At 54.1% G+C, this 26855-nt stretch carries 26 protein-coding genes and 1 tRNA gene; 13 read left to right on the top strand and 14 right to left on the bottom strand.

The features are described 5' to 3' along the window. Nucleotides 1-50 precede the first annotated feature (50 nt). Nucleotides 51-1697 carry a chaperonin GroEL gene (gene groL, locus GBC03_07185; GenBank protein ID QFS70001.1) on the bottom strand — a complete coding sequence of 549 codons (1647 nt, stop codon included), beginning with the start codon at nt 1695-1697 and terminating at the stop codon, nt 51-53. A 43-nt stretch (nt 1698-1740) separates the two neighbouring features. Then, on the bottom strand, nt 1741-2034 hold the full coding sequence (gene groES, locus GBC03_07180) for a co-chaperone GroES (GenBank protein ID QFS70000.1): 294 nt from the start codon (nt 2032-2034) through the stop codon (nt 1741-1743). Nucleotides 2035-2306: 272 nt separating this feature from the next. Here groES and yjeH point away from each other — a divergent pair, with 272 nt between their 5' ends. Beyond that, the gene (gene yjeH / locus GBC03_07175; GenBank protein QFS69999.1) at nt 2307-3557 is read left to right on the top strand and encodes an L-methionine/branched-chain amino acid transporter; all 1251 of its coding nucleotides are present in this window, start codon (nt 2307-2309) and stop codon (nt 3555-3557) included. 73 nt (nt 3558-3630) lie between these two features. Here yjeH and fxsA read toward each other — a convergent pair whose 3' ends face one another. Next, nucleotides 3631-4107, bottom strand: a complete 477-nt coding sequence (gene fxsA / locus GBC03_07170) for a membrane protein FxsA (GenBank protein ID QFS69998.1) — start codon at nt 4105-4107, stop codon at nt 3631-3633. 340 nt (nt 4108-4447) lie between these two features. Between fxsA and aspA the strand changes: the two genes are divergently transcribed. The 5 genes from aspA (at nt 4448) to GBC03_07145 (ending at nt 10059) form a co-directional block, all read left to right on the top strand. Next, nucleotides 4448-5884 carry an aspartate ammonia-lyase gene (gene aspA, locus GBC03_07165; protein ID QFS69997.1) on the top strand — a complete coding sequence of 479 codons (1437 nt, stop codon included), beginning with the start codon at nt 4448-4450 and terminating at the stop codon, nt 5882-5884. A 114-nt stretch (nt 5885-5998) separates the two neighbouring features. Further along, the gene (locus GBC03_07160) at nt 5999-7300 is read left to right on the top strand and encodes an anaerobic C4-dicarboxylate transporter (GenBank protein ID QFS69996.1); all 1302 of its coding nucleotides are present in this window, start codon (nt 5999-6001) and stop codon (nt 7298-7300) included. Between the two features lie 118 nt (nt 7301-7418). Next, nucleotides 7419-7766, top strand: a complete 348-nt coding sequence (gene cutA, locus GBC03_07155; protein QFS69995.1) for a divalent cation tolerance protein CutA — start codon at nt 7419-7421, stop codon at nt 7764-7766. After that, nucleotides 7742-9448 (top strand): protein-disulfide reductase DsbD, encoded by a 1707-nt coding sequence (gene dsbD, locus GBC03_07150; protein ID QFS69994.1) that lies wholly within the window; start codon nt 7742-7744, stop codon nt 9446-9448. Before cutA ends, dsbD begins: the two co-directional genes overlap by 25 nt. 35 nt (nt 9449-9483) lie before the next feature. Next, nucleotides 9484-10059: a transcriptional regulator gene (locus GBC03_07145; GenBank protein ID QFS73939.1), complete on the top strand. Its 576-nt coding sequence runs from the start codon at nt 9484-9486 to the stop codon at nt 10057-10059. On the opposite strand, the gene GBC03_07140 is transcribed toward GBC03_07145, so the two are convergent. Together GBC03_07140 and GBC03_07135 are read right to left on the bottom strand one after the other, a co-directional pair. Beyond that, a complete protein-coding gene (locus GBC03_07140; protein QFS69993.1) occupies nt 10056-10646 on the bottom strand; it encodes a LysE family translocator in 591 nt (196 codons plus the stop codon). The genes GBC03_07145 and GBC03_07140 overlap by 4 nt on opposite strands. Before the next feature lie 37 nt (nt 10647-10683). After that, nucleotides 10684-11529, bottom strand: coding sequence for a helix-turn-helix domain-containing protein (locus GBC03_07135; protein ID QFS69992.1), 846 nt, complete (start codon nt 11527-11529; stop codon nt 10684-10686). Nucleotides 11530-11698: 169 nt separating this feature from the next. Between GBC03_07135 and GBC03_07130 the strand changes: the two genes are divergently transcribed. The 4 genes from GBC03_07130 (at nt 11699) to GBC03_07115 (ending at nt 14004) form a co-directional block, all read left to right on the top strand. After that, a tRNA-Phe gene (locus tag GBC03_07130) sits at nt 11699-11774 on the top strand. Between the two features lie 363 nt (nt 11775-12137). Beyond that, entirely contained in the window at nt 12138-12587 is a 450-nt protein-coding gene (locus GBC03_07125) for a hypothetical protein (protein ID QFS69991.1), read from the top strand. Between the two features lie 51 nt (nt 12588-12638). Next, complete coding sequence (locus GBC03_07120; GenBank protein QFS69990.1) at nt 12639-13376, top strand: hypothetical protein; 738 nt, start codon at nt 12639-12641, stop codon at nt 13374-13376. Beyond that, on the top strand, nt 13369-14004 hold the full coding sequence (locus GBC03_07115; GenBank protein ID QFS69989.1) for a hypothetical protein: 636 nt from the start codon (nt 13369-13371) through the stop codon (nt 14002-14004). The genes GBC03_07120 and GBC03_07115 overlap by 8 nt, the downstream gene beginning before the upstream one ends. Nucleotides 14005-14280: 276 nt before the next feature. On the opposite strand, the gene GBC03_07110 is transcribed toward GBC03_07115, so the two are convergent. After that, nucleotides 14281-14646: a regulator gene (locus GBC03_07110; protein ID QFS69988.1), complete on the bottom strand. Its 366-nt coding sequence runs from the start codon at nt 14644-14646 to the stop codon at nt 14281-14283. A 168-nt stretch (nt 14647-14814) separates the two neighbouring features. On the opposite strand from GBC03_07110, the gene GBC03_07105 reads away from it, so the two are divergent. The 3 genes from GBC03_07105 to GBC03_07095 are packed head-to-tail and all read left to right on the top strand — an operon-like array spanning nt 14815 to nt 17227. Then, nucleotides 14815-15543, top strand: a complete 729-nt coding sequence (locus GBC03_07105) for a winged helix family transcriptional regulator (protein ID QFS69987.1) — start codon at nt 14815-14817, stop codon at nt 15541-15543. Continuing rightward, on the top strand, nt 15536-16003 hold the full coding sequence (locus GBC03_07100; GenBank protein QFS69986.1) for a hypothetical protein: 468 nt from the start codon (nt 15536-15538) through the stop codon (nt 16001-16003). The genes GBC03_07105 and GBC03_07100 overlap by 8 nt, the downstream gene beginning before the upstream one ends. A 51-nt stretch (nt 16004-16054) precedes the next feature. Beyond that, nucleotides 16055-17227 (top strand): HD domain-containing protein, encoded by a 1173-nt coding sequence (locus tag GBC03_07095; protein QFS69985.1) that lies wholly within the window; start codon nt 16055-16057, stop codon nt 17225-17227. A 33-nt stretch (nt 17228-17260) separates the two neighbouring features. On the opposite strand, the gene GBC03_07090 is transcribed toward GBC03_07095, so the two are convergent. Genes GBC03_07090 through GBC03_07055 form a run of 8 tightly spaced genes read right to left on the bottom strand, consistent with a single transcriptional unit; the run spans nt 17261 to nt 26848 of the window. Next, on the bottom strand, nt 17261-17983 hold the full coding sequence (locus GBC03_07090) for an SDR family oxidoreductase (protein ID QFS73938.1): 723 nt from the start codon (nt 17981-17983) through the stop codon (nt 17261-17263). 16 nt (nt 17984-17999) lie between these two features. Then, on the bottom strand, nt 18000-18251 hold the full coding sequence (locus GBC03_07085) for an acyl carrier protein (GenBank protein ID QFS69984.1): 252 nt from the start codon (nt 18249-18251) through the stop codon (nt 18000-18002). After that, on the bottom strand, nt 18238-19044 hold the full coding sequence (locus GBC03_07080) for a protein dehydratase (GenBank protein QFS69983.1): 807 nt from the start codon (nt 19042-19044) through the stop codon (nt 18238-18240). The genes GBC03_07085 and GBC03_07080 overlap by 14 nt, the downstream gene beginning before the upstream one ends. Then, complete coding sequence (locus tag GBC03_07075) at nt 19041-20294, bottom strand: beta-ketoacyl-[acyl-carrier-protein] synthase family protein (GenBank protein ID QFS69982.1); 1254 nt, start codon at nt 20292-20294, stop codon at nt 19041-19043. The genes GBC03_07080 and GBC03_07075 overlap by 4 nt, the downstream gene beginning before the upstream one ends. Then, the gene (locus tag GBC03_07070; protein QFS69981.1) at nt 20281-21660 is read right to left on the bottom strand and encodes an efflux transporter outer membrane subunit; all 1380 of its coding nucleotides are present in this window, start codon (nt 21658-21660) and stop codon (nt 20281-20283) included. The genes GBC03_07075 and GBC03_07070 overlap by 14 nt, the downstream gene beginning before the upstream one ends. Beyond that, a complete protein-coding gene (locus tag GBC03_07065) occupies nt 21657-23588 on the bottom strand; it encodes an ATP-binding cassette domain-containing protein (GenBank protein ID QFS69980.1) in 1932 nt (643 codons plus the stop codon). The genes GBC03_07070 and GBC03_07065 overlap by 4 nt, the downstream gene beginning before the upstream one ends. Nucleotides 23589-23591: 3 nt before the next feature. Continuing rightward, nucleotides 23592-24743: an efflux RND transporter periplasmic adaptor subunit gene (locus tag GBC03_07060; GenBank protein ID QFS69979.1), complete on the bottom strand. Its 1152-nt coding sequence runs from the start codon at nt 24741-24743 to the stop codon at nt 23592-23594. Next, nucleotides 24740-26848, bottom strand: coding sequence for an ATP-binding cassette domain-containing protein (locus GBC03_07055; GenBank protein QFS69978.1), 2109 nt, complete (start codon nt 26846-26848; stop codon nt 24740-24742). The genes GBC03_07060 and GBC03_07055 overlap by 4 nt, the downstream gene beginning before the upstream one ends. Between the last annotated feature and the right edge of the window lie 7 nt (nt 26849-26855).

Raw genomic sequence — 26855 nt, 5'->3', positions numbered from 1 at the left:
GGTGAATAAACGCAGCCAACGCACCTGCGGCTTGAAGTATGAAGATTAAATTACATCATGCCGCCCATACCACCCATGCCGCCCATACCACCAGCAGCACCTAAGTCAGGCGCGTCGCCTTTCGGCAGGTCGGTCACCATGCACTCAGTGGTGATCATCAGGCCAGCCACAGATGCCGCGTACTGCAGAGCAGAACGGGTCACTTTGGTTGGATCCAGGATACCCATGTCGATCATGTTGCCGTATTCTTCAGTTGCAGCGTTGTAACCGTAGTTACCGTCACCCGCTTTCACGGTGTTAGCCACAACAGACGGTTCTTCGCCGCAGTTCAGCACGATCTGACGCAGCGGGGATTCCATTGCGCGCAGCGCAACTTTGATACCCACGTTCTGGTCTTCGTTCTGACCACGCAGTTCAGACAGTTTGCTTGCTACGCGAATCAGCGCGACACCGCCACCGGCAACCACACCTTCTTCTACCGCAGCACGGGTCGCGTGCAGGGCATCTTCAACGCGGGCTTTCTTCTCTTTCATTTCAACTTCGGTCGCTGCACCGACTTTGATGACGGCCACGCCGCCTGCCAGTTTCGCTACGCGTTCCTGCAGTTTTTCACGGTCGTAATCAGAAGTCGCTTCTTCGATCTGCTGACGAATCTGAGTCACACGACCCTGGATTGCCGCTTCGTCACCCACGCCATCGATGATGGTGGTGGTGTCTTTGTTGATCACAACGCGTTTTGCCTGGCCCAGGTCTTCCAGAGTCGCTTTTTCCAGCTCCATACCGATCTCTTCAGAGATAACAGTACCGCCAGTCAGGGTTGCGATATCCTGCAGCATCGCTTTACGACGATCGCCGAAGCCAGGAGCTTTAACCGCAGCCACTTTCACGATGCCGCGCATGGTGTTAACCACCAGGGTCGCCAGCGCTTCGCCTTCCACATCTTCAGCGATGATCAGCAGCGGTTTGCCTGCTTTCGCAACGGCTTCCAGAACCGGCAGCATTTCGCGGATGTTGGAGATTTTCTTGTCAGCCAGCAGGATGAACGGGCTTTCCAGTTCTACTGCGCCAGTTTCCGGCTTGTTGATGAAGTACGGGGACAGGTAGCCACGGTCGAACTGCATACCTTCAACCACGTCCAGTTCGTCCTGCAGACCGGTACCGTCTTCAACGGTGATCACGCCTTCTTTACCGACTTTATCCATCGCTTCAGCGATCAGTTTACCCACGGTTTCGTCGGAGTTAGCGGAGATGGTACCCACCTGAGCAATGGCTTTAGAGTCAGAGCACGGTACGGACAGCGCTTTCAGTTCTTCAACCGCAGCCGCAACCGCTTTGTCGATACCACGCTTCAGATCCATCGGGTTCATACCCGCAGCAACGGCTTTCAGACCTTCAGTGATGATGGACTGAGCCAGTACGGTCGCGGTGGTGGTACCGTCGCCCGCTGCGTCGTTCGCTTTAGAGGCAACTTCTTTCACCATCTGCGCGCCCATGTTTTCGAACTTGTCTTCCAGTTCGATTTCACGTGCGACGGAAACACCATCTTTGGTGATGGTCGGTGCACCGAAGGATTTATCCAGAACCACGTTACGGCCTTTCGGACCGAGGGTAACTTTCACTGCGTCTGCCAGTACGTTTACGCCGCGCAGCATTTTCACACGAGCGTCGTTACCGAATTTTACGTCTTTAGCTGCCATTTTCTCTTTCCCTTAAATTCGTATGTTCAGTGTCGTTCGCGGATTACGCTTCAACAATTGCCAGAATGTCGCTTTCAGACATGATCAACACTTCTTCATTGTCGATCTTCTCAGATTTCACACCGTAACCATCGTTGAAAATCACGATGTCGCCGATTTTCACATCCAGCGGTTGCACGGTACCGTTATCCAGGATGCGACCCTTACCGACAGCGATGATTTCGCCACGAGTTGATTTACCCGCTGCAGAACCGGTCAGAACGATGCCGCCAGCAGATTTGGACTCAACTTCTTTACGTTTAACGATCACGCGATCATGTAACGGACGAATACTCATTGATAGCTCTCCTTTGAGAAGGTCTTTATCAGTTATGGGTGACGCCGGCCCGTTAAGGTTCCCGGCTAGTGACCAGAGAGATGGGGATGGGGTTTTGCCCCTTCAAGGGGCAATGTGAAAAAAAATTTTCTTCAGGCAAAAATCCTGCAAAAACCGTACTTATCTCACATTTCTCGCCTATTTAATCGCTGGCGTCATAAGCAAATCTGATTGTGATAACATCGAAAACCTGCGCAGTTGCCTGGAATCCAGGCGCAAACGGATAACAACTCATGAGTGGACTGAAACAAGAGCTTGGACTGGCTCAGGGCATTGGCCTGTTGTCGACATCATTATTAGGAACAGGCGTGTTTGCCGTCCCGGCCCTGGCGGCACTGGTGGCAGGTAATAACAGCCTGTGGGCCTGGCCCGTTTTGATTGTTCTGGTGTTTCCCGTTGCGATTGTTTTTGCCCTGTTAGGCCGCCACTATCCCAGCGCAGGCGGCGTCGCCCATTTCGTCGGTATGGCATTTGGCCCACATCTCGAACGGGTCACCGGCTGGCTGTTTCTGTCCGTTATCCCCGTGGGGCTTCCCGCGGCGCTGCACATTGCTGCCGGGTTTGGTCAGGCGATGTTTGGCTGGCACGACGGGCAACTGTTGCTGGCCGAGCTCGGCACCCTGGCGCTGGTGTGGTTCATCGGCTCACGCGGGGCCAGCTCCAGTGCAAACCTGCAAACGGTGATTGCGGGTCTAATTGTGGCACTGATTGTCGCCATCTGGTGGGCAGGCGACCTCAAACCGACAGAAATATCTTTCCCTGCGCCAGGCGATATTGAGATGTCAGGGCTGTTCTCCGCGCTGTCGGTGATGTTCTGGTGTTTCGTCGGTCTGGAAGCGTTCGCCCATCTGGCCTCTGAATTCAAGGATCCCGAACGGGATTTCCCGCGTGCGCTGATGATTGGTCTGCTGCTGGCCGGTTCAGTCTACTGGGCCTGCACCGTTGTCGTTCTGCATTTTGACGCCTATGGCGAAACGATGGCGGCAGCGGCCTCGTTGCCGAAAATCGTGGTGCAACTGTTTGGCGTTCAGGCGTTGTGGGTAGCCTGTGTGATCGGTTATCTGGCCTGTTTTGCCAGTCTCAACATTTATATACAGAGTTTTGCCCGTCTGGTGTGGTCACAGGCGCAGTACAAACCAGACCATTACCTTGCCCGCCTCTCTCACCGCCATATTCCGCGCAACGCGCTCAATGCCGTGCTGGGCTGTTGCGTGGTCAGTACGCTGTGCATCTATGCGTTGGCGATCAATCTCGATGCGCTCATCGTCTACGCGAACGGCATCTTTATTATGATCTATCTGTTGTGCATGCTGGCAGGCTGTCGCTTGTTGAAAGGTCGGTATCGCGCGCTGGCGATGGTGGGTGGATTATTATGCCTTCTTTTGTTGGCGATGGTCGGCTGGAAGAGTCTGTATGCGCTGATTATGCTGGCAATACTGTGGCTGTTTTTGCCGAAACGGAAGATGGCTGAACATCAGGGATAGACCGGATAAACGCAAGAGCCCGGTGGCGTTTATGCTTACCGGGCCGACAAGTCTACAATGTCTTTAGATGTCATCAGTCGCGACGATCGTCTTTATGTTCGATACGGTCACGCTCGTCGTCTTTGCGCTGGAACTCGCCGTCAAAGGTATCGCCACCGCCCGTTCCGGCGCTAAAGCCGCCACCTGGCATCCGGGAAAAACGCAAATGCGGCAGCAGCTTCATCGTCAGGTGCTTCTGCACAGGCGGTAGTAAAAGGAGAAGACCGAGGAAGTCGGTGAAAAAGCCTGGCAGCAACAGCAACAGGCCCGCGATGATCAGCGAAACACTCTTAATCATCTCTTCAGCAGGGCTCTCTCCTGCCGCCATTTTCTGCTGCATCAACAAAAAGTTCTTAAATCCCTGATTACGTACCAGCGACATCCCAATGACTGAGGTAAAAATCACCAGGATGAGCGTCATCAGTACACCCATAACATGGGCGACCTGGATGAAGATAGAAATCTCAATATAAACATAGAGAAAGACTGCAAGTAACGGTATCCAGCGCAAAAGGTTTCTCCTCAAACGGCCGCCGTGATGCGCACGTCGGCCCGAAAATAGTTGCGATTCGCATTAGTCGGATGTAGGGGTAGTTCACAAAATTTCAAGCTGTTTACGCACTTATTTTTAGAGTTAATCCTAAAGCGGTGACCTATTTCACAAAATAATAATTAAGGAGTAATTTACCACACTTAAAGTGATCCAGATTACGGCACAATTTCTGGAGCAGAATATGATCTCGTTGACCAGACCGATGTAGGGGATAATCGTCGGTCAAGAAACAATCGAAACCACATATATTCTGTGTGTTTAGTGCATTCATTGGCAGCTTTAAATAAAGAAGGTTCACATGTTAAACAACATTCGTATCGAAGAAGATCTGTTGGGTACCAGGGAAGTTCCAGCCGAAGCCTACTATGGTGTTCACACTCTGAGAGCGATTGAAAACTTCTACATCAGCAATAACAAAATCAGTGACATCCCTGAGTTTGTGCGCGGCATGGTAATGGTTAAGAAGGCAGCTGCGCTGGCAAACAAAGAGTTGCAGACCATTCCTAAGAGTGTAGCGAATGCCATCATTGCCGCATGTGATGAAGTCCTGAATAACGGCAAATGCATGGACCAGTTCCCGGTAGACGTTTACCAGGGCGGTGCAGGCACCTCCGTCAACATGAATACCAACGAAGTGCTGGCCAATATCGGGCTGGAGCTGATGGGTCACCAGAAAGGTGAATATCAGTACCTGAACCCGAACGACCACGTGAACAAATGTCAGTCTACTAACGACGCTTACCCAACCGGTTTCCGCATCGCCGTTTACGCTTCTATCGTTAAACTGGTCGACGCCATCAACCAACTGCGTGAAGGTTTCGAGCGTAAAGCTGTCGAGTTCCAGGACATCCTGAAAATGGGTCGTACCCAGTTGCAGGATGCGGTTCCGATGACCCTGGGTCAGGAATTCCGCGCTTTCAGCGTACTGCTGAAAGAAGAAGTGAAAAACATCGAACGTACCGCTGAACTGCTGCTGGAGGTTAACCTCGGCGCAACGGCTATCGGTACTGGTCTGAATACTCCGAAAGAGTACTCTCCGCTAGCCGTACAGAAACTGGCTGAAGTGACCGGTTTTGCCTGCGTTCCGGCTGAAGACCTGATCGAAGCGACCTCTGACTGCGGCGCTTACGTTATGGTACACGGTGCCCTGAAGCGCCTGGCTGTGAAGATGTCCAAAATCTGTAACGACCTGCGCTTGCTCTCCTCTGGCCCACGTGCTGGCCTGAACGAGATCAACCTGCCGGAACTGCAGGCGGGCTCTTCTATCATGCCGGCGAAAGTGAACCCGGTCGTACCAGAAGTCGTCAACCAGGTGTGCTTCAAAGTCATCGGTAACGACATCACCGTCACCATGGCGTCTGAAGCCGGTCAGCTGCAGCTGAACGTGATGGAACCCGTGATTGGTCAGGCGATGTTTGAATCCATTCACATCCTCAGCAACGCCTGCTACAACCTGCTGGAGAAATGTGTTAACGGTATCACCGCTAACAAAGAAGTGTGCGAAGGGTATGTCTACAACTCTATCGGTATCGTCACTTACCTCAACCCGTTCATCGGCCACCACAACGGCGACATCGTTGGTAAGATTTGCGCCGAAACCGGTAAGAGCGTACGTGAAGTGGTGCTGGAGCGCGGTCTGTTGACTGAAGCTGAGCTGGACGATATTTTCTCCGCACAGAACCTGATGCACCCGGCTTACAAAGCAAAACGTTATACTGATGAAAGTGAACAGTAATCGTACAGGGTAGTACCAAGGAGGGCACGTCAGATGACGTGCCTTTTTTCTTATAAGAAGTTACTAAATAACAACAATTTAATATCAACTTGTTAAACAACAAGGAAGGCTAATATGATAGTTGTCGAACTTATCATTGTTTTGCTGGCAATCTTTTTGGGCGCCAGACTTGGGGGCATCGGGATTGGATTTGCAGGTGGACTGGGTGTTCTGGTTCTTGCCGCTATCGGCGTGAAACCGGGTAATATCCCGTTCGATGTCATTTCCATCATCATGGCGGTCATTGCTGCTATCTCCGCGATGCAGGTTGCGGGCGGTCTGGACTATCTGGTTAACCAGACAGAAAAACTGCTGCGTCGGAACCCGAAATACATCACGATCCTTGCACCGATCGTGACCTATTTCCTGACTATCTTTGCAGGTACCGGGAACATCTCCCTGGCAACGCTGCCGGTTATTGCTGAAGTTGCGAAGGAACAGGGCATCAAGCCTTGCCGTCCGCTCTCTACCGCCGTGGTGTCCGCTCAGATTGCGATCACTGCATCGCCAATCTCCGCAGCGGTCGTTTACATGTCTTCAGTGATGGAAGGTCATGGCATTAGCTACATCCACCTGCTGTCCGTGGTCATTCCGTCCACGCTGTTGGCAGTGTTGGTGATGTCTTTCCTGGTGACCATGCTGTTCAACTCCAAACTCTCTGACGATCCGGTGTACCGCAAGCGTCTGGAAGAAGGTTTGGTTGAACTGCGCGGTGAGAAGCAGGTTGAAATCAAACCGATGGCGAAAAACTCCGTCTGGATGTTCCTGCTGGGCGTAGTGTGCGTAGTCGTTTATGCGATCGTCAACAGCCCGAGCCTCGGTCTGGTTGAGAAACCGCTGATGAACACCACTAACGCTATCCTGATCATCATGCTGAGCGTCGCGACGCTGACCACTATCCTGTGCAAAGTGGAAACTGACGCTATCCTCAACTCCAGCACCTTCAAAGCCGGTATGAGCGCCTGTATTTGTATCCTGGGTGTTGCATGGCTGGGTGATACTTTCGTCTCTCACAACATTGACTGGATCAAAGACACTGCAGGTGAAGTGATTCAGGGCCACCCGTGGCTGCTGGCGGTGATCTTCTTCTTTGCTTCTGCGCTGCTGTACTCTCAGGCAGCAACCGCTAAAGCACTGATGCCGATGGCGCTGGCGCTGAACGTTTCTCCGCTGACTGCCGTTGCCTCTTTCGCTGCGGTTTCTGGTCTGTTCATTCTGCCAACTTATCCAACGCTGGTTGCGGCGGTACAGATGGATGACACCGGGACAACACGTATCGGCAAATTCGTCTTTAACCACCCGTTCTTCATCCCAGGTACGCTGGGTGTGGTACTGGCGGTCTGCTTCGGCTTCCTGCTGGGCAGCTTCATGCTGTAAGTGTTACCTGCGGGGCGTGTTCGCGCCCCGCATTTCCCTCCCTTTGTCTAACATCCTTTCCTCGTCCGTTGTATAGTGACCACTCTTTTGCGGGTCATTCTGTTCATTCGAGGTGTTTATGCATGATGTTAGTCGTCAGGATATCTCCCTCCCCGATGCCGTTGTTGTGCTCTGCACCGCGCCGGATGAAGCCACAGCCCAGGATCTGGCAGCCAAAGTGCTGGCAGAAAAACTGGCGGCCTGTGCCACGATTATTCCCGGTGCAACCTCGCTGTATTACTGGGAGGGGAAACTGGAGCAGGAATACGAAGTCCAGATGATCTTAAAAACCTCGGTGATACATCAGGATGCCTTACTCGACTGCCTGAAGTCTCATCACCCGTATCAAACGCCCGAACTTCTGGTTTTACCCGTTACTCATGGAGACAGTGATTACCTCTCATGGCTCAACGCATCCTTACGCTGATCCTGCTTCTTTGCAGCACATCAACTTTTGCCGGACTTTTCGACGCGCCGGGTCGCTCGAATTTTGTCCCTGCTGACCAGGCCTTTGCCTTTGACTTTCAGCAAAACCAACACGATCTGAATCTCACCTGGCAGGTGAAAGACGGGTATTACCTGTATCGCAAGCAGATCAGTATTACCCCTGCTCAGGCAGAAATCGCGGAAGTCACTCTGCCGGCGGGCGTCTGGCATGAAGATGAGTTCTACGGTAAAAGCGAAATTTATCGCAATACGCTCACGATCCCGGTGACCATCAACCAGGCGCAATCAGGCGCGACGCTAACGGTAACGTATCAGGGCTGTGCCGACGCGGGTTTTTGCTATCCGCCGGAAAGCAAAACCGTGCCGTTAAGCGCGGTGATCGCCAGTGTGGATCCGAAACCGGCTACACCAGCAGCGGCACAGCCGCCGCAACCGGAAAACGCGCCAGCGCAACTTCCCTTTTCCGCCCTGTGGGCGCTGCTGATCGGCATTGGCATCGCCTTTACCCCCTGCGTGCTGCCGATGTATCCACTGATTTCCGGCATCGTACTTGGCGGTAAACAGCGTCTTTCTACTGGACGCGCACTGCTACTGACATTCATCTATGTGCAGGGAATGGCGCTGACCTATACCGCTCTGGGTCTGGTGGTGGCCGCCGCCGGATTGCAATTCCAGGCCGCCCTTCAGCATCCCTATGTCTTAATCGGTCTGGCAGTGGTCTTTACCCTGCTTGCCCTGTCGATGTTCGGCCTGTTCACCCTGCAACTGCCCTCGTCGCTGCAAACACGCCTTACGCTGATGAGTAACCGCCAGCAGGGCGGTTCCGCGGGCGGCGTTTTTGCCATGGGCGCGATTGCCGGGCTGATTTGTTCGCCGTGTACGACCGCGCCGCTCAGCGCCATCTTGCTGTACATCGCCCAGAGCGGGAACCTGTGGCTCGGCGGCGGTACGCTGTACCTCTACGCGCTGGGAATGGGGCTGCCGCTGATGCTGGTCACCGTTTTTGGTAACCGTCTGCTGCCAAAAAGCGGGCCGTGGATGGCGCAGGTCAAAACGGCGTTTGGCTTTGTTATCCTCGCGCTGCCGGTCTTTTTGCTGGAGCGCATCATCGGTGATACGTGGGGTTTACGCCTGTGGTCGCTGCTGGGCGTGGCCTTCTTTGGCTGGGCGTTTATCACCAGTCTGCAAGCAACACGTGGCTGGATGCGCCTCGTACAGATAATTCTGTTGGCGGCGGCGCTGGTCAGCGTACGTCCGCTCCAGGACTGGGCGTTTGGCACAACGGTGACGCAGGCGCAGGCGCATCTGGACTTCAAACCGGTGGCAAGCGTTGAGGAACTCAATCAGGCGCTGGTCGAGGCGAAAGGCAAACCGGTTATGCTGGACCTGTACGCCGACTGGTGTGTAGCCTGTAAAGAGTTTGAAAAGTACACCTTCAGCCATCCGCAGGTAAAGCAGGCGCTGGGCGATACGGTGCTGTTACAGGCTAACGTCACCGCCAATAACGCGCAGGATGTGGCGCTGCTGAAGCATTTGCAGGTATTAGGACTGCCAACCATCCTGTTCTTTGATGCACAAGGTCAGGAGCACCCGCAGGCACGGGTAACGGGCTTTATGGATGCGGCGACGTTTAGTGCGCATTTGCACGATCGCCAACCGTGAGCGACACTTTCAGAGGTAAAGACGGAGGAATGACCGTGCAACGTGAAGATGTCCTGGGAGAGGCCCTAAAATTACTCGAGATCCATGGGATTGCGAACACCACGCTGGAAATGGTGGCTGAGCGCGTTGATTATCCGCTCGACGAAATGCAGCGTTTCTGGCCGGACAAAGAGGCTATTTTGTATGACGCGCTGCGCTATCTCAGCCAGCAGGTGGATATCTGGCGTCGCCAGCTGTTGCTTGATGACTCCCTGAGTGCTGAACAAAAGCTGCTGGCCCGCTACAATGCGCTGGCAGAATGCGTGAGTAATAATCGCTACCCGGGTTGCCTGTTTATCGCCGCCTGTACGTTTTATCCCGATCCATCACACCCCATTCATCAACTGGCGGATCAGCAGAAAAGCGCGGCGCACGACTTTACCCACGAACTGCTGACCACGCTGGAGATTGACGATCCGGCGATGGTTGCCAAACAGATGGAACTGGTGCTGGAAGGCTGTCTGAGCCGCATGCTGGTCAATCGCAGCCATGCGGATGTAGAGACGGCGCATCGTCTGGCGGAAGATATTCTGCGCTTTGCCCAGTGCCGTCAGGGTGGCGCGCTGACCTAAGCCAGCCCTCCCGCCCACGCTGAAATCAGCAGGCACAGCGCCATCAGACGCTGAAAACGCACCATCGCCACGGTGGTGCGAAACACCCTGTTCACTGCCTTCCCCAGCCACGCCCAACACAGCAGGCATCCGATAGAGATCAGCAAAAACCACAGCGCCATGAACGCAATATCGCGCAGCGCATGACTCCCCGTCGGCGCAAACAGGCTCACCACCGCCAGCGCCATCATCCACGTTTTCGGATTCACCACCTGCAAAAGCGCCGCCGCCCGCGCGGTAAAACGATGAGATTGCTTTGCGGACAAATTCGCGGCCGGGGCGCTATATAATTGCCAGCTCATCCAGCTTAACCACGCCACGCCCCCCCAACTCATCACCTGTCGCACCAGCGGATACTGACGCAGTATTTCCCCTGCCCCGGCACCTGAAATCAACACAATCATACTCGCCGCCACACAGCCACTGATCAACGCAGGCAGCGTCGCTTTCACACCATGATGCTGGCTGTTCGCCAGGATGAGGATATTGGTGGGACCGGGGGTGATAGAGGCAACAAACGCAAACAGCAAAAATGGCGCGATACTCACAGGCAGACTCCTTTTTAGTTGAGTTCTGACTGTGACCTTATTTCCTGCAACCGTCTGGAAGGTTTGTGCACAAACGACGGTAGTGCGCAGGCGAAATGCGATACGCACGCTGGAACCAGCGCCCAAGGTGGCTTTGATCGGCGAACCCCAGCGCCGCCGCCACATCAACCGGCAGCGCACCCTTCCCCAACATCTGGCGTGCCTTTGCCAGCCGAAGCTGAATCAGCCACGCGTGCGGCGCCAGGTGAAACTCGCGTTTAAAGCTGCGCGTCAGCGTAAAACGGTCCGTTCCGGTTTCGCGCGCCAGATCGGAAAGGCCAATATTGTCGCCCATATGCGCATGCAGATAATCACGGGCGCGATGGGCTATCGCTGCGCTCTGTATCTGTGAAGGAAGACGCTTTCGCCAGTGGCAATGGGTGGTGAGTTGCGAAAGAAGATTATCCATCGTGCTTTGCTGCACAATGCGCATCTCTTCGGTATGCAAGGCGCTAAACGTTTCGCCGATGGCACGCACCAGTTGCGGCTCACGCGACAACGTGCGGCTAAAATGCAGGGAATAGCGGTCCGGCGTGGTGTCATAAAGGCCCTGCAACGTTTTTGTCAGCCACTGTTCATCCAGATAAAAGGTGAGATAGGTAAACCCACCGGCCATCGGCGCATCGCCATCGTGAATCTCACCCGGTTCCAGTAAAAAAGCATCACCAGGCTGGCTGCGGTGACGTTCACGCCGACAGTGAAATTGCTGCGTGCCGGAAAGGGTAATGCCGACCAGATAGCTGTCGTGCCAGTGCGGATCGAACGCATGCCCTTCAAAATGGGCTTTGATTGTTTCAATACCGGTATCGGCATGTTGTCGCAGCTCAAGCCAGTCGTTTGCCATACTGCCCTCCTCTCGCTGTCAGCATTGCCTGTTCAGAACGCGTCTGTCTGGAATATTTGTGCAAACTGAATGCAGAAACGCACAGATTGCCGCAAACTTAAGCAGTTGAACAGCTTTCCCCTAAATTTGGTTGACTGTCAGGCATGATTACGGTTTAATGCGCCCCGTTGCCCGGATAGCTCAGTCGGTAGAGCAGGGGATTGAAAATCCCCGTGTCCTTGGTTCGATTCCGAGTCCGGGCACCACTATTTAGAAGAACCCGCCTATGGCGGGTTTTTTGCTTTTGGCGAAACGGACTCCTCCATCGAACTCCGTTCGATTATTCGCCGCGAGCGACTCATCCCTTCGGGGCCAGCGCGACAAGCGCGCTGTTCAACGCCTCCGGCCTTAGTCCGAGTCCGGGCACCACGTCTTCAGAGAACCCGCCTCCAGGATGTTTTTTTGCTTTTGGGGTTCTGACCATTAACAGCAATCATCCTATTTTTACCTCGCCATTTAATTTCCCGTCTTAGAAAACAACCTATAGTGCCAATACCCCAACCTCTTGATCTCTATTCTGGCGTGTTACATTGCAGTCATTCGCACAGATGCTTCCCCAGGAGAATGAGATGACAACCCATCATTACAAAGACATCAAAAAAGCGATTCAAGTCTATGCTCATGATATGAATCACTGGTGGAAAAACCTGCAAAGTGATTCTGTCGCTGAATGGGTACTACTCACAAGCTTCGCTTGTTGGGGAATTCCGAATCGCGTCTTTCAGCTTGCCGCTTTTTTACTCACACTGATTTTTTTCGCGGGTAAATTGTTAAAACTGCACCATAGACATTCATTTATTGACTCAGAGAAATATATCTCAAAGAGGATCGTTGAAGCGCCTATTTCGGATGCAGAAAAAAGCGCACTTCATCTGCGCTTGAGTAAAATCAGAAAATTCAGACGTAATAAAAACGTTGTTTTTATCCTTAAACGAAACTGGCGTTTTTTAGCCGGTTACGGCTATCTCATGCTCTCGTTTGTTTATTTATTGAATCCAGGTTTTTTTACATTAGATTAAACACTTAATCATGATAAAAAACAGTTGTTACCTCATAGCAAGGGCACTTTTATGCTACAGGCAATATTAAACGGAAAAGCACGGCGAGTAAGCCTGGAAAACGGTGATGAACAGAGCTGGCGTTCGGTATTCCAGCGTTATGAGGATCTGCTTACGGCGGCATTCTGGGGACGCATAAGTTATCTGTCAGAAGAATCGCTGCATACAGTGCTTACTTCACTGCTTGATGTTGATGTTAGAAGTTGGGGAAAATTTGAGTCCATTGTTTTCTGGCCGAAGTACGATTTCCCGCCAAAGATCGATGATCATGTCACGCGATGGGTGAGTGAAGAAGATAACTATGCGGAACCCGATGTTATTCTAAATTTCACCCACGCCGCACTGCTCGTTGAAGTGAAACCCCCAACAGGCGGGCAACAGTATCAACAGCAATGGTGCAAAGAGATCTATGGCTGGCAAAACAGTGAGGATCAACAATCTACCCTGCACTTTTTAGCTCTGGGAAATCTGCCGGAAAAGCATACCGCATGGTTTGCTGAACTCAAATACTGTTTTCCTGAAGTAACGTTTCACGGACTGGAATGGCGCACGGTCAGAGAAAAAATTCAATACTCTGCGACGGAATGGGCAACGCAACAAGAGGGGAGAATTATCCAGGATTGCCTGAATGCGCTTGCATTGTATGGCATCCATTCTCCACTCCAGTCCTGGCAGCCGCTTTTGGACTATTTATCATCGCAAAACCTTCCCACAACCTACTCTTTTTTTGAAGGAAACTCACATGTCTGATCCTTTTACTGCTGTCAGGCAAGCACATCGGATTTGCGCCGCTTATTATCAACAACTCTTTCCTCTACTAAATGAAACCGCGCAAAAACTGGATACCACCTTCCTGGTCTGGAATACGTGGAGCTTTAATAAGCCTCCGCAATCAAATAAAAATCCTTTTGAGTCGTGGAAATGGGACTACCTTCCCATCATGGACGTTTCATTTGTTTTCAGCCGACAGCATGAACCCGGAACCCCCATGACCACACGGGATTATGTTCTCGACTTCAAGCTGATCACGGACAGTGAACTTCTCTATGAGCAGCGTCAGAAACAATATGGAAAAAACAGTGAACCGCTTGCTACTGAGCTAAAAATCTCTGCACAAGATGCCAAAAGTTATCTGTGCATTTATCTTTTTTCACCAACCGAAAATGATGCCACTTACGCTACGCCTTATACCCTGTGGAATAGTTATGATGGCTACCCGGAGCCTGATGAAAGCATCTATTTCTCTGACAATAAGGGCGTTAAGGGGACCGGCATTTTATTACCCCTATATACGTTAGCGCAGAAAAAAGGATGCGAGTGGCTGGTTGACAAGATTAATACACAGCTAACACATCTGTTATCATATAAAGAGAGTTAAAAAATGGTTGCCCGTTGAAACTATGCTTCACGGGCATCTGACAGGCCAGTCTATTCGCAAATGTTATACACTGTTAAAAAGTGTTAAGCGTTACTCTTGTTCTTATCGTAAAGATATGGGTCACACGCGCCCTATGCGCGATACATAAACAAAATGGACTAAAGGCAATAGTGTGAGTGCGAGAATATTAAAATTTTATTGAGATTTTTCCTAGTATTTTGCGAGATAATAATCAGTATTTTCCATATCCCCAGGGTTATCTAATTGACTTTCTGGTCATTGTTGCAAATGAAAATACCGCTTGTTAGAATGCCAATCAATATCTGTAGAGTCCTTTGACAAAAACCACTGATGGTGTTTTTGCATTTTATCTCTTATAACCTGACCATATTTCTCCAGCGGAAGAAGTAAGTGTCTGACTTTATAAATTGAAACGCCACACAGATCGGCAAGCTCCCTGGTCGACAGGCCTTGAGTACTGCGATCTTTTAATAGATTGAGAATAAAAACTTGTTCCGGACCCCTGATCATCGCCAGGTCACTTATTCCCATTTCCGCCGCTAACATCTGCAGATTGTCATGAGGTACGTTGTAGCCTGGATGTGCTGCACCCGGGTTATATGAACACAGCGAGAGTTTCATTACAGACTCCTGGATTTTGAAGGTGTTAGCAGTATGCGTTCTCCTGTGTCAACCAGCAACATTAGCTTGAAATGAATGTAAATTCAGGATTTTTATCTAACATTTACGCCGTTTTATTAAAAAAAAGCTGCGTGTTAGAGAAAAGCAAGGTTTAGGGTGGAGATGAACATGAGGTTCGACATTGAGGGATTTATCACTTTTGACACCGAGGATGCGTCTCTCGTAAACCTGTTGACTGGGGATTGCGTTGAATTATCCCAAACCTCTACGCGCCTGCTGGCAGAATTGCTCAATCACCACGGCGATATCCTTTCGAGAAATGAAATCTTTCAGGCCGTTTTTGATAAATACGGTGCCAGAGCGTCAAATAGTAATCTAAATCAATATATCTCAACATTGCGTAGAAACCTGAATGATCTGGGCGTCGAAAAAGAAATCATCGTCACGGTTCCCCGTATTGGTTTCAAAATAGCGGAAGATGCCATTATCAATAACGATCGTGAGTATCGAACCCCATTTCTCGAAGAAAAGGAGCCTGAGCCGCAACCCATTGAACCGCAAAAAAACGGTTTTAAGCGGTTTACCCGCATTATCGCCCTGGCAATCGCCTTTCTCCTTCTCATAATAAATCCCGAGTCATTCAGGGCCGACACCGATATACAAAAAATGGTTAAGGGCCAGTGCGTCATTTTTATGCCCTCTTCACTCTCGTTGCGAGAGGTGACAAAAAGTTTTGACTTTGTCCCGCAACCGTTCGATTGCTCACAGCAAAAGGAGTTGTACATTTACAAGCAGCAGGTAAAAGGTGCCCTGGGCGATACTGTACAATTGCTCCTGATCAAATGTGATAAAGACAGTTGCATGAGTTTTTATTACAGAGAAAAAAATAATGCCTAAACAAGCCATCTTGCTTTTGAGCTGTGTCGGTCTCTTATTGATCGGCACCGTTTACTGTTTAACCCGGGTTCCGGTTTTCTCTTGCGAGTCACAGTTTTCTGTCATTCAGAGTATCAACGGTGACAACATTCGGGCCGAAGGGTTAATTTTTGTTCACATGACGGACGAGCAACTTCTTGTCAATATTGATGGCCTTCTCACACATAATGAAAAAAAGTATTTAATCTCGCGAACGCTTAAAATGAAATATGAAACGTACAATGCCAATGCGAATCTGTATAAGATAATGAGTGTCAAAACTATACATGATAATACTGACAATGTTGATGATGAGATTGCTAATAGTTTGTTATTTGGTAAAGGCCCGAACGATAAAATAATTTTTCTAAAAAAACTCAATAAAAATGTCATACTATTTGGTAACCACGCATTCCCGCAATATGGTTGCAAACGAGATTAATTTGCGTGGTTTTCTTTCATGAAGCACAGCGAAAGTTAAATTGCTCATTATATGAATATAAAATTAATAGAATCACTGGCTTGCATCTCAAAAATAATAGACATGATTAACCCCAGGCTTAACCTGCATCATGTCAGAACGGCATTTATCGCCTGGCACCTGGCCCGTGAGTCCCGGTTCACGCCGGCACAGTGCAGGAAAACCCTGCTGGCGGCCCTGCTTCATGATATTGGAGGGTTGAACGAGGAGTCACGCCTTCAGCCCCTCAGCTATTACGACAATGAACTCAATAACCACGCGGCCGTCGGCGCGGAATTACTGGCCAGTGTCCCTTTACTGACCCCGTTAAGTCCCATTGTTCGCTATCACCACACCCACTGGGATAATGGGAAGGGTGACCATGTTAACGGTGAAAAAGTGCCCAAAGAGAGCCATGTTGTTTATCTGGCGGATCGTCTGGATGTTTTAATCGCCCATTACCGCTCCAGCGATATAATATCGGTAAAAGATGAGATTATTAATATAATTGTTGGCGGCGAACACATCCTGTATAACCCCGAATTTATCAACGCATTCAGAAAAATAGCAAACTGCGAGCACTTCTGGTTAAAAATTAAATCCACAGAGTTCGATGATTACATCCAGGACATCCCCCGCATCCATAACGACTCCATCTCTTTGCATAACTTTCGCGATATCGCCACCATGCTGGCGTTTATTATTGATGGGTTCAGCCAGAACGGCGTCCAGCACTCTCTGGTCGTCGGTCGTATATCCGGTTTTCTGGCCAGAGAAATGGGGATTTCCCCGGTCCGGTGTCTGAAAATCGAAATAGGTGGCCTGCTGCACAACCTGACGTCTCTGGCGCTGTGTGCCGCGCCAGCACATACCGGGGAAGAGAATGCCGTCTGGGATGAACTCTATCCTATTGAAGCCATTCGGGATATTTCCCGCTGGTGCCAGATCCAGAAGACGGTGATTGCACAAGCCGCGCATCCTCCGGAGGTGAAGATTCTGAAAGCCAGCATCTGGCTGGCGTCATTGCTGCAGGGCGTCACGCTGTCGTCAGAATTTAAAGCGCGCGTTGGAGAAACCGCAGAAATCGCCCCCGAACTGGCGGGCATTGTGCGACAAAATTGTGGGGCGTTATTGCAGATCTTTCAGGAGTCCGTCAAAGAGCGACGCGCCCTGGTTCAGAGAATAAACCAACTCAGCCTGTCCTGAACCGCGAGACGTCGTTCTCGCGATTTCCCCTTATCAGGCGGACAAACCGCCGTCCAGCACCAGCGTCTGACCGGTGAGGTAACTACTCCCTTCTCCAGCCAGAAATGCGACCGCGCGGGCAACATCCTGCGTACGCCCGAGACGGCGCAGAGGAATATTCTGCCGCATCGCTTTTAATCGGGCTTCCGGAATAGCCTGAACCATTTCACCTTCAATCAATCCCGGTGCCAGACAGTTAACCCGAATGCCAAAGCGCCCCACTTCTCGCGCCAGTGAATGCGTCAGCCCAATCATCGCTGCCTTGCTGGCCGCATAAGCCGTCTGTCCACTGTTGCCTTTAATAGCCGTCACGGACGACATAAACACAATCGAACCGTTGCCCTGGGTCATCATGGCGGGCAGCAGGATACGATTCCAGTTGACCACCGCGACCAGATTATTTCCCAGCACCTCCTGCCAGTCGCGTGCTTTCTGGTGGATGTGCAGCGCATCATTAGTCATGCCAGCGTTATGGATGATGGCGGCGGGCGCGCCATGCACGTCAAGCAGCGACGTGGCTAACTGCGCAACGCTGGCTTCGTCGCTGCCGTCACAGCGAAATCCTTTTACCCAGGTCGATGTACTCTGGCTTTTCGCGATGTCCAGCGTGTGAGCGATACCGACCTCGTTACGACCAGTAAAGACAATGTTCCATTCGGGCAGCAGGTGACTCACGAGCGCCTGGCCGATTCCCCGGCTGCCGCCAGTGATGAGCATCCATTTCTTTGCCATATCAATCCGCCATTTCCTGCGCAATGCGCTGGCTGAGTTCGCGAAGCGTCATGGTTGGATTTTTCATAAACATTTCGGGGTTAAGCGTGACGTTAAATTCACGCTTCGCCAGCACCATCAGCTCAACATAGTCGAGACTGTCCAGTTCCAGTTCAGGCAGCGTCGTCTCTGGCGTCAACGCCTCCGGCGTCAGGTCTTTTGCGTCGCAGATCATTTCACTGATTTTGTCGTAGATCATTTCATGCTGGCTCATTCGATTTTCCTTTTGTCAGCGCGCCGACTTTAAGCGTCACGGCATTGCTAATGTAGTGATGTTGATAACAGGTTCGCGCGGCGATTCGCACCACCACCGCGCCACTCGCAAGATCGCCAACCACCAGGGCGGGCAATGTGTCGATTTCAAGGTTTTCCGGTAGCGACTCTGCTTGCCAGGGAGCCAGCAGATGGCTGTCGAAAATGACTTCCTGATGGGTTTGCACGACAGGAAAGTGAGAAAACAGCGCATCCAGCGTCCGACACGTCGGCAAAATGGCGGCAATGGCCTGCTGGCGTAACAGCGCAGTATCCTGAAGAAGATGACGAAACAGCAAAGCATCGAGAAAGTGCCATTGCTGAGCATCGGGAAGCAACGGCATGAACGTCTGATGCAGCGCAGCCAGCGCCGCTGTATCCAGCACCCGCCGGCTTTCTCCATCGGCCAACGGCAGGTGGTTTTCCGGTGTAATCTGGCAGGAAAGGCAGGCCTCTTCGGCAGAAAACTCGCGCACCGATGCCGCAACACGTTTATTCACATCGCGCGTCAGGCGATAGGCGGTATCCCGCCACAGCGGTCGGCGCAAACGCACGGTACATTTCAGAAACGGGGCGTCATCAACCGGCGGGCTGATAAACCGTTTTACGTCCAGCAAGGCGCGCATGCCATGCACGCTGAGCCCGCTTCCCCCCTGCGCTTTCACCCACGCCTCGTCAAAATGCACCGGGTTGTAATCGCCCGAAAACGCGGCCCAGCGTCGGGCATCCTGTTGACCGTAATGAAGGGGCATCATACGTGCTTCTCCAGAACCAGCGCCGCATTCGCGCCACCAAAGCCGAAGCTCAGATTCAGCGTGCGACGGACATTGCCCGCCCGATGGCCTTCAACCACATAATCCAGATCGCAGCATTCATCCGCCTGCTGGAAATTGGCCGTTGCGGGGATAATGCCGTTGGCGATCGCCTGCAGACAGACGATGCTCTCGAAGGTGCCCGCCGCGGAGATTAAGTGCCCGGAGTACGATTTCGTACTGGAAACCGGAATAGACCACACGGCGTCCCCCAGCGCCATTTTCAGCGACTGCGTTTCATTGATATCGTTCAGCGGCGTCGAGGTGCCGTGGGCGTTAATGTAGTCGAGTTGATCCGGCTCCAGCGCCGCCTGTTGCAACGCGTGGGTAATGGTTTGTACGCGGGCCAGACAGTCTTCCGCCGGCGAGGTGAAATCCCACGCGTCAGAGAAATTGGCGTAGCCCGTAATCTCGCCGAGAATCGTCGCGCCGCGTGCCAGCGCCCCTTCGCGCTCTTCCAGGCACAGCACCGCCGCCCCTTCCGACAATACAAAGCCGCTACGATGGGCGCTAAACGGACAGCTGGCGCGCTGCGGATCCGACGCCTCCTTACTCAGTGCGCCCAGCACGTCAATGTTCCACACCGCGCAGTGGCTGGTGAGAGACTCTCCGGCACCGGCCAGCATCATCTTCGCCCTGCCGCTGCGGATCACCTCGTAAGCGTCGCCAATGGCGATCGTCCCCGTCGCGCAGGCGGCAATCACGGTGTTCTGATAGCCATTGAGTCCCCAGTACTGGCTGCAGGCCGCGGTGGTGACGCTGGGCATCGAGTAGAAACAGTTAAACGGCGAGGCGACGCCCGTGGTCGCAAACTCACTTTGCGCGTCGTAGCTTTCGTCCAGCCCCGCCCAGCCGGTCCCCATGATCACGCCGCAGTCGAGCGTGCTGTAGTACTCCTGCGGCGGCCTGACGCCAAAAGCCATCGTCATCGCCTGACGCGCCGCGCCGACGGTCAGCCGGGCAAAGCGCGGCAGCCGACGGCGAATAACCGCAGGAATACCTGCCAGGCTCGGTTCGTTATCCACCAGCCCGAGAAAATGGGTTTTGATATTCAGCGCCGTTTTATCGACGTAGCGATAGCCCAGGCGGTTATCCATCATCGCCTGCCAGCTCTCATCAGCCGTTGCGCCAAGTGGGGTCACGGCGCCATACCCGGTAACGACGACCCGCTTAAATTCATTATTCAGCTTCATGTTGCATCATCCTGTATTGCGTTTCGCCACCCCCTTGCGCCAGCCAGAGCTGCAACGTGGCGTAGAGGTAGTCGTATTGGGTTTGTGCGAGGGAGTTCTCTAACGTCAACAGATCGTCCTGCGCGTTCAACAACGTCTGAAAATCCACGGCGCCCGCGCGATAGCGGCTTTCCGTCAGGGTTAAACGCCGCTGGCTGAGGACCAGCGACTGGTGAAGTCGCGCGCGTTGTTCATCGGCGCTCAGGCGGTTCTCCATTGCCTCATCCACTTCTGCGAGCGCCGCATAGGCCGTCGAGCGAAAGGTTATCGCCGCCTGTTTTACCGCGAGATCCGCCTGCTTCACGGTGAGTTCTTGGGTATTCCACTGGATAAACGGCAGCGTCAGCGCGCCGCCAATCGAGCGGATCGGGTCGCTGAACCATTGACTGAAGATCTGACTGCCGGCATTCAGCGAGGCATCAAGAGAAAGTGCGGGATAAAACTGCAGTCGCGAGGCGTCGTAACCGGCAAGCGCCGCACGCAGGCGCGACTCTGCCGCCTGAATGTCAGGCCGCTGCGCGATCACCCGCAGCGGTGTTTTTTGCGCGATCGGCACCTGCTGGTTGGCATCCAGCGCGGGCGATTCATCGGCATGCTGCTCCGCCGGTCTGTTGAGCAACAGCGCCAGCGCATTGCGCGTGTTCTGGCGCTGCTGAACCAGCGTTCGCCACTGATTCTCTCGTTCCAGCAGGGACTGCTGCGACTGCAACACATCGAGCTGGCCAACCTTCCCGGCGTTAAACCATGACTGCACCTGCTGCACGGTTTGCTGCGAGATAGCCAGACCGTCACGCTGATTGCGAATCTGTTGGTTATACAGCGCGATACGCCAGTAAAGCTGGGCGGTGGTGCCCATCGTGGTAAGTACCGTCGCATGGTAATCCTGCTCGCTCGCCACCGCTTCCCATTCGCTTTGTTCACGGGTTCGTGCCAGTTTTCCCCACAGATCCAGTTCCCAGGCGATGGTGATGCCGCTGCTGTAGCTTTCCTGCGACGATGTCCCACGGCGCACGTTTTTGCTGTTACTGGCGGATCCGCTAACCGCCACGTCAGGTGTCATATTGGTGTCGGTTAACCCCGCAGCAACGCGCGCCTGCTGCACGGTGATCGCCGCCGCAGCGAGATCGTTATTGCTTTCCAGCACCTGTTCAATCACCCGCGATAGCCGGGGATCGCCAAAGCGCTGCCAGCCATATTCCGACACCGTGTCGGTAGCAGGTTGCCACCGTGTGGGCAATGACAACAGCGGCCGCTGGTAGTCGCTGCGGGTCAGCGAGCTACAACCAGCCAGCAATAAGAACACGGGTAACAAAAGGAGTCTTTTCATTCGCGAGCCAGCGCCTCGGTCGGATTGAGGCGAGCCGCTCTGCGCGCCGGAAAATAGCCAAACGTCAGACCGATCAGGGCGGAAAACCCACAGGCCATCAGCACCGGGAACGCGGTGAACACCATCGAGAACGCATCGGTCGCAAAGGCGAAAAGATGCCCCGCCACCCACGATCCCAAAACCCCCAGCAGGCCGCCGAGGGCGCAGATCATCACCGCCTCAATCAGAAACTGGTTCATGATGTCCGAGGGACGCGCGCCAACCGATAAGCGGATGCCAATCTCATGGGTCCGTTCGGTCACTGATACCAGCATGATGTTCATCACCCCGACGCCGCCCACCAGCAAGGAGATAGCCGCAATGGCGGTGATCAACAGCGACAGGGAGTCAGAGGTTTTTTGCAGCGCGTTTGCCAGCTGATCGTCGGTCTGGATAAAGAAATCTTTTCGGCCATGTTCCCGCAACAGATGACGCTCCGCTCGTTGCGCTGCCTCATGCGGTTCCAGCGGCGGTTGAAAACGCAGAATCAACGATTCCAGCGGCTTTTCGCCGGTGAGCCGCTGCTGTAATGACGTATGCGGAACCCAGGCAGTCATAAATCCGCCCACCACTTTCGGACCGGGTCGCGTCGCCACGCCGATTACCCGCCACGGCGCGCCGCCAATCTGGACTATCTCATCAAGCGGATTTTCACCACCGGGGAACAGCGTATCGCGCCCGGTCTCATCAAGAATCAACACCGGTTCGCCTTCCGCGACGTCGCGCGCGGTAAAACCATTTCCCTGCACAAAACGCAGCCCTTGCAGAGCAAAAAAGTCCTGAGAAACGCCGGAGAGCATCATGGAGGAGTCGAGCCCCTTGCGTACCGCGAGCGTTGTGCTGCTGACCACCGGCGAGACGCCCATGATCCACGGCTGCGTCTGCAAACTGCGCACATCGTCCATCGACAGCGCACGCTCCATGTCCGGGCGCTTACTGCCCCACCCCGTACCGGGATGGATCTCCAGCGTGGTACTTCCCAGCTTGCCAATCTCGCTCATAATCGCCTGCCGTGCGCCTTCACCTACCGCCATCGACGACACCACCGACGCAATGCCGATGATGATCCCCAACATGGAGAGAAACGCGCGCATCCGGTGTCCGAGCAGCGAACGCCAGGCCATGCGGACCGACTCACGAAGACGGCGCCCCAACGAGGCGCGCCCGTTATCCTGCTCCGGCAGCGCACTCGGTCGGCGGGCGGCGGCGTGCTGAACATCGCTAATCATCCGCCCGTCGCTGATTTCAATAATTCGCTGCGCCTGTCGGGCGACGTCGCGATCGTGGGTGACGATGATGACCGTGTGCCCCACCGCATGTAGCTGGTGCAGCACGTCCATCAACGCTTTGCCGCTGACGCTGTCGAGCGCACCGGTAGGTTCATCCGCCAGAATGATATGCGCACCGTTGATCAGCGCCCGACAGATGCTCACGCGCTGCTGCTGCCCGCCCGAAAGCTGGGCAGGACGATGCTGGAGCCGGTTTTCCAGGCCGAGCTGGCCCGCAAGCCGCTGGGTGCGCGCTTTGCGCTCGGCTTCCGACATCGCGGTGTACAGCGCGGGAATGGCGATGTTCTCTTCCGCCGTCAGATACGGCATCAGGTGATAGCGCTGGAAAATAAACCCCAGATAGCGGCTGCGCAGATCGGCCAGGTGCAGACTGTCAGCGTCATGCACCGGCGTACCGTTGATCAACACCTCACCGGAAGAAGGCTTGTCCAGACAGCCGATGATGTTCATCAGCGTGGATTTCCCCGAACCAGAGGCGCCCACAATCGCCACCATCTCACCGCCGTGGATGGTCAGCGAAATATCGCTCAGCACCGCAAGCGTTTCGCTCCCGGCGCTGAATGTCCGGCAAACCTGGCGTAAGACGATAATCGGTTCCATCCGCTACCCTCGCACCGTGTCCTGCGCCAGCACCACGCGATCGCCAGCCTGCAATCCCTCCAGCACTTCGGCGTACTGCCGGTCGTTGATCCCGATGCGGATCGTGCGGGTGCGCGTTTTTCCGTCTTCAACGGTGGTGATGGTGTATCGCTCGGTGTCCAGCGCCTGCCCGAGCGCGGCGACCGGCACGCGCAAGACGTTTTTTGCTTCGGCGGTCTGAATAAAGACCTGCGCCGTCATCGACGTTTTGAGCTCGCGCTCAGCGTTAGGCACTTCAAAGGTGCCGGTGTAGTACACCGCCATCGCCTGTTGATTGCCGCCCATTCCGCCTTCGCCGGGCGCTTCCAGCGCTTCCTGCGGCGCTGGCTGCACGAAGCCCATCGTACCGGTGTAGCGTTTATCCGGGTTGGCGATGACGTAGAAACGCAGCGGCTGGCCGGGGCGGATTTTTTGCACGTCGGCTTCAGAAATGCGCGTTTGCACCTGCATGGTATCGAGATCCGCCAGCACCAGAATGGTCGGTGCCGTTTGCGAGGAGACGATGGTTTGCCCTTCACGGGTGACAATGCCCAGCACTTCGCCATCGATAGGCGCCACAATGCGGGTATAGCTGAGGTTGGCCTGCGCCGTTTTCACCGCCATCTCCGCCTGCACAATCTGCGCGTCACTCACGTCAATTTGCTGCACCTGCGCATCGTATTGCGCTCTGGCCTGTTCATATTCACTGCGCACGCCGGAGCCATCGCGCAGCATCATGCTCTGGCGGTTCAGCTCCTGGCGATAACGTAACAGCGTCGCCTGCGCCGACAGCTTTTGCGCTTTGGCGCTGGCCAGTTGTGCGCGCGTGTTGTTCAGATCTGACTCCTGCAAAGTGGGGTCAATTTCCGCCAGCAGTTGCCCTTTCTGGACCTTCTCGCCCTGGCGCACGTACAGCTTGCGCAGTTGTCCGTTGACCTGCGCGCCGACGTTAACCTGCACCGCCGGTTTCAGAACCCCCGTCACCAGCACCACCTTTTCGATATCGCCAGTGCCAATGGTCTCCAGCGGTAAATTCTCCTGCGGCGAGGTCGAGGCCATCGTCACCCACGTCCCACCGACCGCAACGGCCAGCGCCAGGCCGCAGCCGATCGGCAACCAACGGGATTTCAGCGTCATACGTTGACCTCCAGCGGGCTGAGTTTGCCTTCAGTGAGTTGATAAACCCGCTGGAACCGCGACAGAATCGCGTCGCTGTGGGTGACCACAATCAGTGACTTACCGGCTTTCTGGCAATGCGCGTGAATCGTCTCCATCACAATGGCTGCCGTGTCGTCATCAAGATTGGCGGTCGGTTCGTCGAGCAACAAAATCGGACGCGAACTGTACAGCGCACGCGCCAGCAATAACCGCTGACGTTGACCGAGCGAAAGCGCCGCATGGCTTTCACGGATCAGGGCGTCGATACCGCCCGGTAATCCACGCACCACCTCACCCAGCGCGAGGGATTCCAGCAGCGCCTCAATCCGCCCACGGTCACGTTCACGGTAGTGCGCATCGAACAGGGTGATGTTTTCGCGAACCGAGGCATTAAACAAAATATCCTCCTGACTTTGCAGGCAGACAAACTGCGCCAGTTGCTGCGCCGGGAGCGCGGTGTCAGCGGCATAACAGCCACCCGCCTGAGGAGAAAACAGTCCGGCAATCAGCCGCAGTAAGGTGCTCTTACCTGCGCCGGATTCACCGACAATCGCAATCTGCTCGCCCGCGCGCAGCGACAGCGAAACCGACGACAGCACCGGTCTTGCAGGATCGTAGCCGTAACACAGCGACTCAAACGTCAGGTCCGGCACCGTATCGGCGGGAGGCTGTGCCGCCAGCGGTGCGGGTGCGTCTTCGTCTCGCGGCGCAAACAGCGCATGGGCGCGGGTGTCTATCACATTCAACTGAGATTTCTGAATGATGGCGTAGAAAATCCGCGTAACGTAGGAGGTGAATATTTGCCGCAGGAAGCTGTAGGCAAAAAAATCGCCCAGTGAGATCAGTTTGTTGTGCACCATCGGCAGGACCACCAGCATGAACACCACCATCTCCAGACTCCCGGTGAGCTGATACAACCCCTCTTTCACCTGCTGATAGACCTTCTGGCGCTGCAGACACGAAAACAGATCGCGGCTGAAGTTGGCAAACTGCCCCTGACGCTGACCTTCCAGTCCGGCGGTTTTGACGGTCAAAATGCCCTGAATGGTCTCCATGAAAAAATCGTTCAGGGTGGCGCTTTTCAACTGCAGTTGCTGGGTGAACCAGCGGTCGCGGATCACCGCCCAGACGCTGATGATCCCCATCACCGTGACGCCGACGGCGGAGATCGCCGCCAGCACGGGCGCAATCCAGAACATGACAGCCAGTGCGATCGCGCAGATCACCCAGTCGGAGCGCAGGCCGTTATCCAGTTCAATTTTTTGCAGCAGGCCAATCTGCCAGGCCGTGAAGCGGCTGAAGATCTCCCCCGGCGCCCTTTTTTCGAAAAAGCGCAGCGGGTTACGGAGCAGGCGGGAAAATCCCACGCCGCTGTGGATCAGCACAAAGCGTTTGATAAAGCGTTCGCTAACGACCCGCACACCGAGCGCCATCAGTGAAGAGGCGACAAACGCCAGGATAAACCAGCCGTAGGGAAAGCCGCTGCTTTCCACGCTGGAGAAGGCCTGGTTGATGGCGCTGCTTACCATCGTCGGCATCAGAAACAGCGTTAGCGAGACGAGAAAGGTCAACAGCATCAGCCGATAGATCCCCGGCACCGCAGCGGTCTCCTGCATACTCATCGCCCGCGGCGCACTCTGCGCTGTTGTCGGCAACGGTAAATCAGGGTCGGCGGCTGACGCTTGCTCAGCTTCGACAATCAGGGCATAGCCGCTGATCTCCTGCTTAAGCGCGGCAAACGGCAGCCACTGCTCGCCAATCGCCGGATTCATCACGCAGACGTGGTTGCCTTTGCGCCAGGCCAGCAGGACATAGTGGCTCGCGCCGTAATGCAAAATGGCCGGCAGCGGCAGACTGCTCAGCTCATCGTGCTCAAACAGCACCGGCGTCGTGGCAATGCCCAGTCGCGCCAGGATGCTCATCAGCGTATCCAGCGAGGTACCGTGATCGGACGCCGGAAACAGCTCGCGCAATGTAGCCAGCGAAACGGGCTGCCCCTGCGTCTGCGCCAGCATCGCCACGCACGCCAGTCCGCATTCGTTGGTCTCTTCCTGAAAGATCAGATTCGGGATCGTGGTTGTCATTTTTATC

This window comes from Citrobacter telavivensis (genome assembly GCA_009363175.1).
Classification (GTDB): Bacteria; Pseudomonadota; Gammaproteobacteria; order Enterobacterales; family Enterobacteriaceae; genus Citrobacter_A; species Citrobacter_A telavivensis.
The sequence above is the reverse complement of the archived record's forward strand: the minus strand, read 5'-3'. Positions and strand labels throughout refer to the sequence as shown.

Coding starts and splice junctions, on each gene's coding strand:
- GBC03_07060 (QFS69979.1), bottom strand. CDS start 24,743: ATGACGCTGAAATCCCGTTGGTTGCCGATCGGCTGCGGCCTGGCGCTG.
- GBC03_07080 (QFS69983.1), bottom strand. CDS start 19,044: ATGATGCCCCTTCATTACGGTCAACAGGATGCCCGACGCTGGGCCGCG.
- cutA (QFS69995.1), top strand. CDS start 7,419: ATGCATGATGTTAGTCGTCAGGATATCTCCCTCCCCGATGCCGTTGTT.
- GBC03_07160 (QFS69996.1), top strand. CDS start 5,999: ATGATAGTTGTCGAACTTATCATTGTTTTGCTGGCAATCTTTTTGGGC.
- GBC03_07090 (QFS73938.1), bottom strand. CDS start 17,983: ATGCTCATCACTGGCGGCAGCCGGGGAATCGGCCAGGCGCTCGTGAGT.
- GBC03_07075 (QFS69982.1), bottom strand. CDS start 20,294: ATGAAGCTGAATAATGAATTTAAGCGGGTCGTCGTTACCGGGTATGGC.
- dsbD (QFS69994.1), top strand. CDS start 7,742: ATGGCTCAACGCATCCTTACGCTGATCCTGCTTCTTTGCAGCACATCA.
- GBC03_07115 (QFS69989.1), top strand. CDS start 13,369: ATGTCTGATCCTTTTACTGCTGTCAGGCAAGCACATCGGATTTGCGCC.
- groL (QFS70001.1), bottom strand. CDS start 1,697: ATGGCAGCTAAAGACGTAAAATTCGGTAACGACGCTCGTGTGAAAATG.
- yjeH (QFS69999.1), top strand. CDS start 2,307: ATGAGTGGACTGAAACAAGAGCTTGGACTGGCTCAGGGCATTGGCCTG.
- GBC03_07135 (QFS69992.1), bottom strand. CDS start 11,529: ATGGCAAACGACTGGCTTGAGCTGCGACAACATGCCGATACCGGTATT.
- GBC03_07095 (QFS69985.1), top strand. CDS start 16,055: ATGAATATAAAATTAATAGAATCACTGGCTTGCATCTCAAAAATAATA.
- GBC03_07065 (QFS69980.1), bottom strand. CDS start 23,588: ATGGAACCGATTATCGTCTTACGCCAGGTTTGCCGGACATTCAGCGCC.
- GBC03_07055 (QFS69978.1), bottom strand. CDS start 26,848: ATGACAACCACGATCCCGAATCTGATCTTTCAGGAAGAGACCAACGAA.
- GBC03_07085 (QFS69984.1), bottom strand. CDS start 18,251: ATGAGCCAGCATGAAATGATCTACGACAAAATCAGTGAAATGATCTGC.
- groES (QFS70000.1), bottom strand. CDS start 2,034: ATGAGTATTCGTCCGTTACATGATCGCGTGATCGTTAAACGTAAAGAA.
- GBC03_07070 (QFS69981.1), bottom strand. CDS start 21,660: ATGAAAAGACTCCTTTTGTTACCCGTGTTCTTATTGCTGGCTGGTTGT.
- GBC03_07100 (QFS69986.1), top strand. CDS start 15,536: ATGCCTAAACAAGCCATCTTGCTTTTGAGCTGTGTCGGTCTCTTATTG.
- GBC03_07120 (QFS69990.1), top strand. CDS start 12,639: ATGCTACAGGCAATATTAAACGGAAAAGCACGGCGAGTAAGCCTGGAA.
- aspA (QFS69997.1), top strand. CDS start 4,448: ATGTTAAACAACATTCGTATCGAAGAAGATCTGTTGGGTACCAGGGAA.
- GBC03_07125 (QFS69991.1), top strand. CDS start 12,138: ATGACAACCCATCATTACAAAGACATCAAAAAAGCGATTCAAGTCTAT.
- GBC03_07105 (QFS69987.1), top strand. CDS start 14,815: ATGAGGTTCGACATTGAGGGATTTATCACTTTTGACACCGAGGATGCG.
- GBC03_07110 (QFS69988.1), bottom strand. CDS start 14,646: ATGAAACTCTCGCTGTGTTCATATAACCCGGGTGCAGCACATCCAGGC.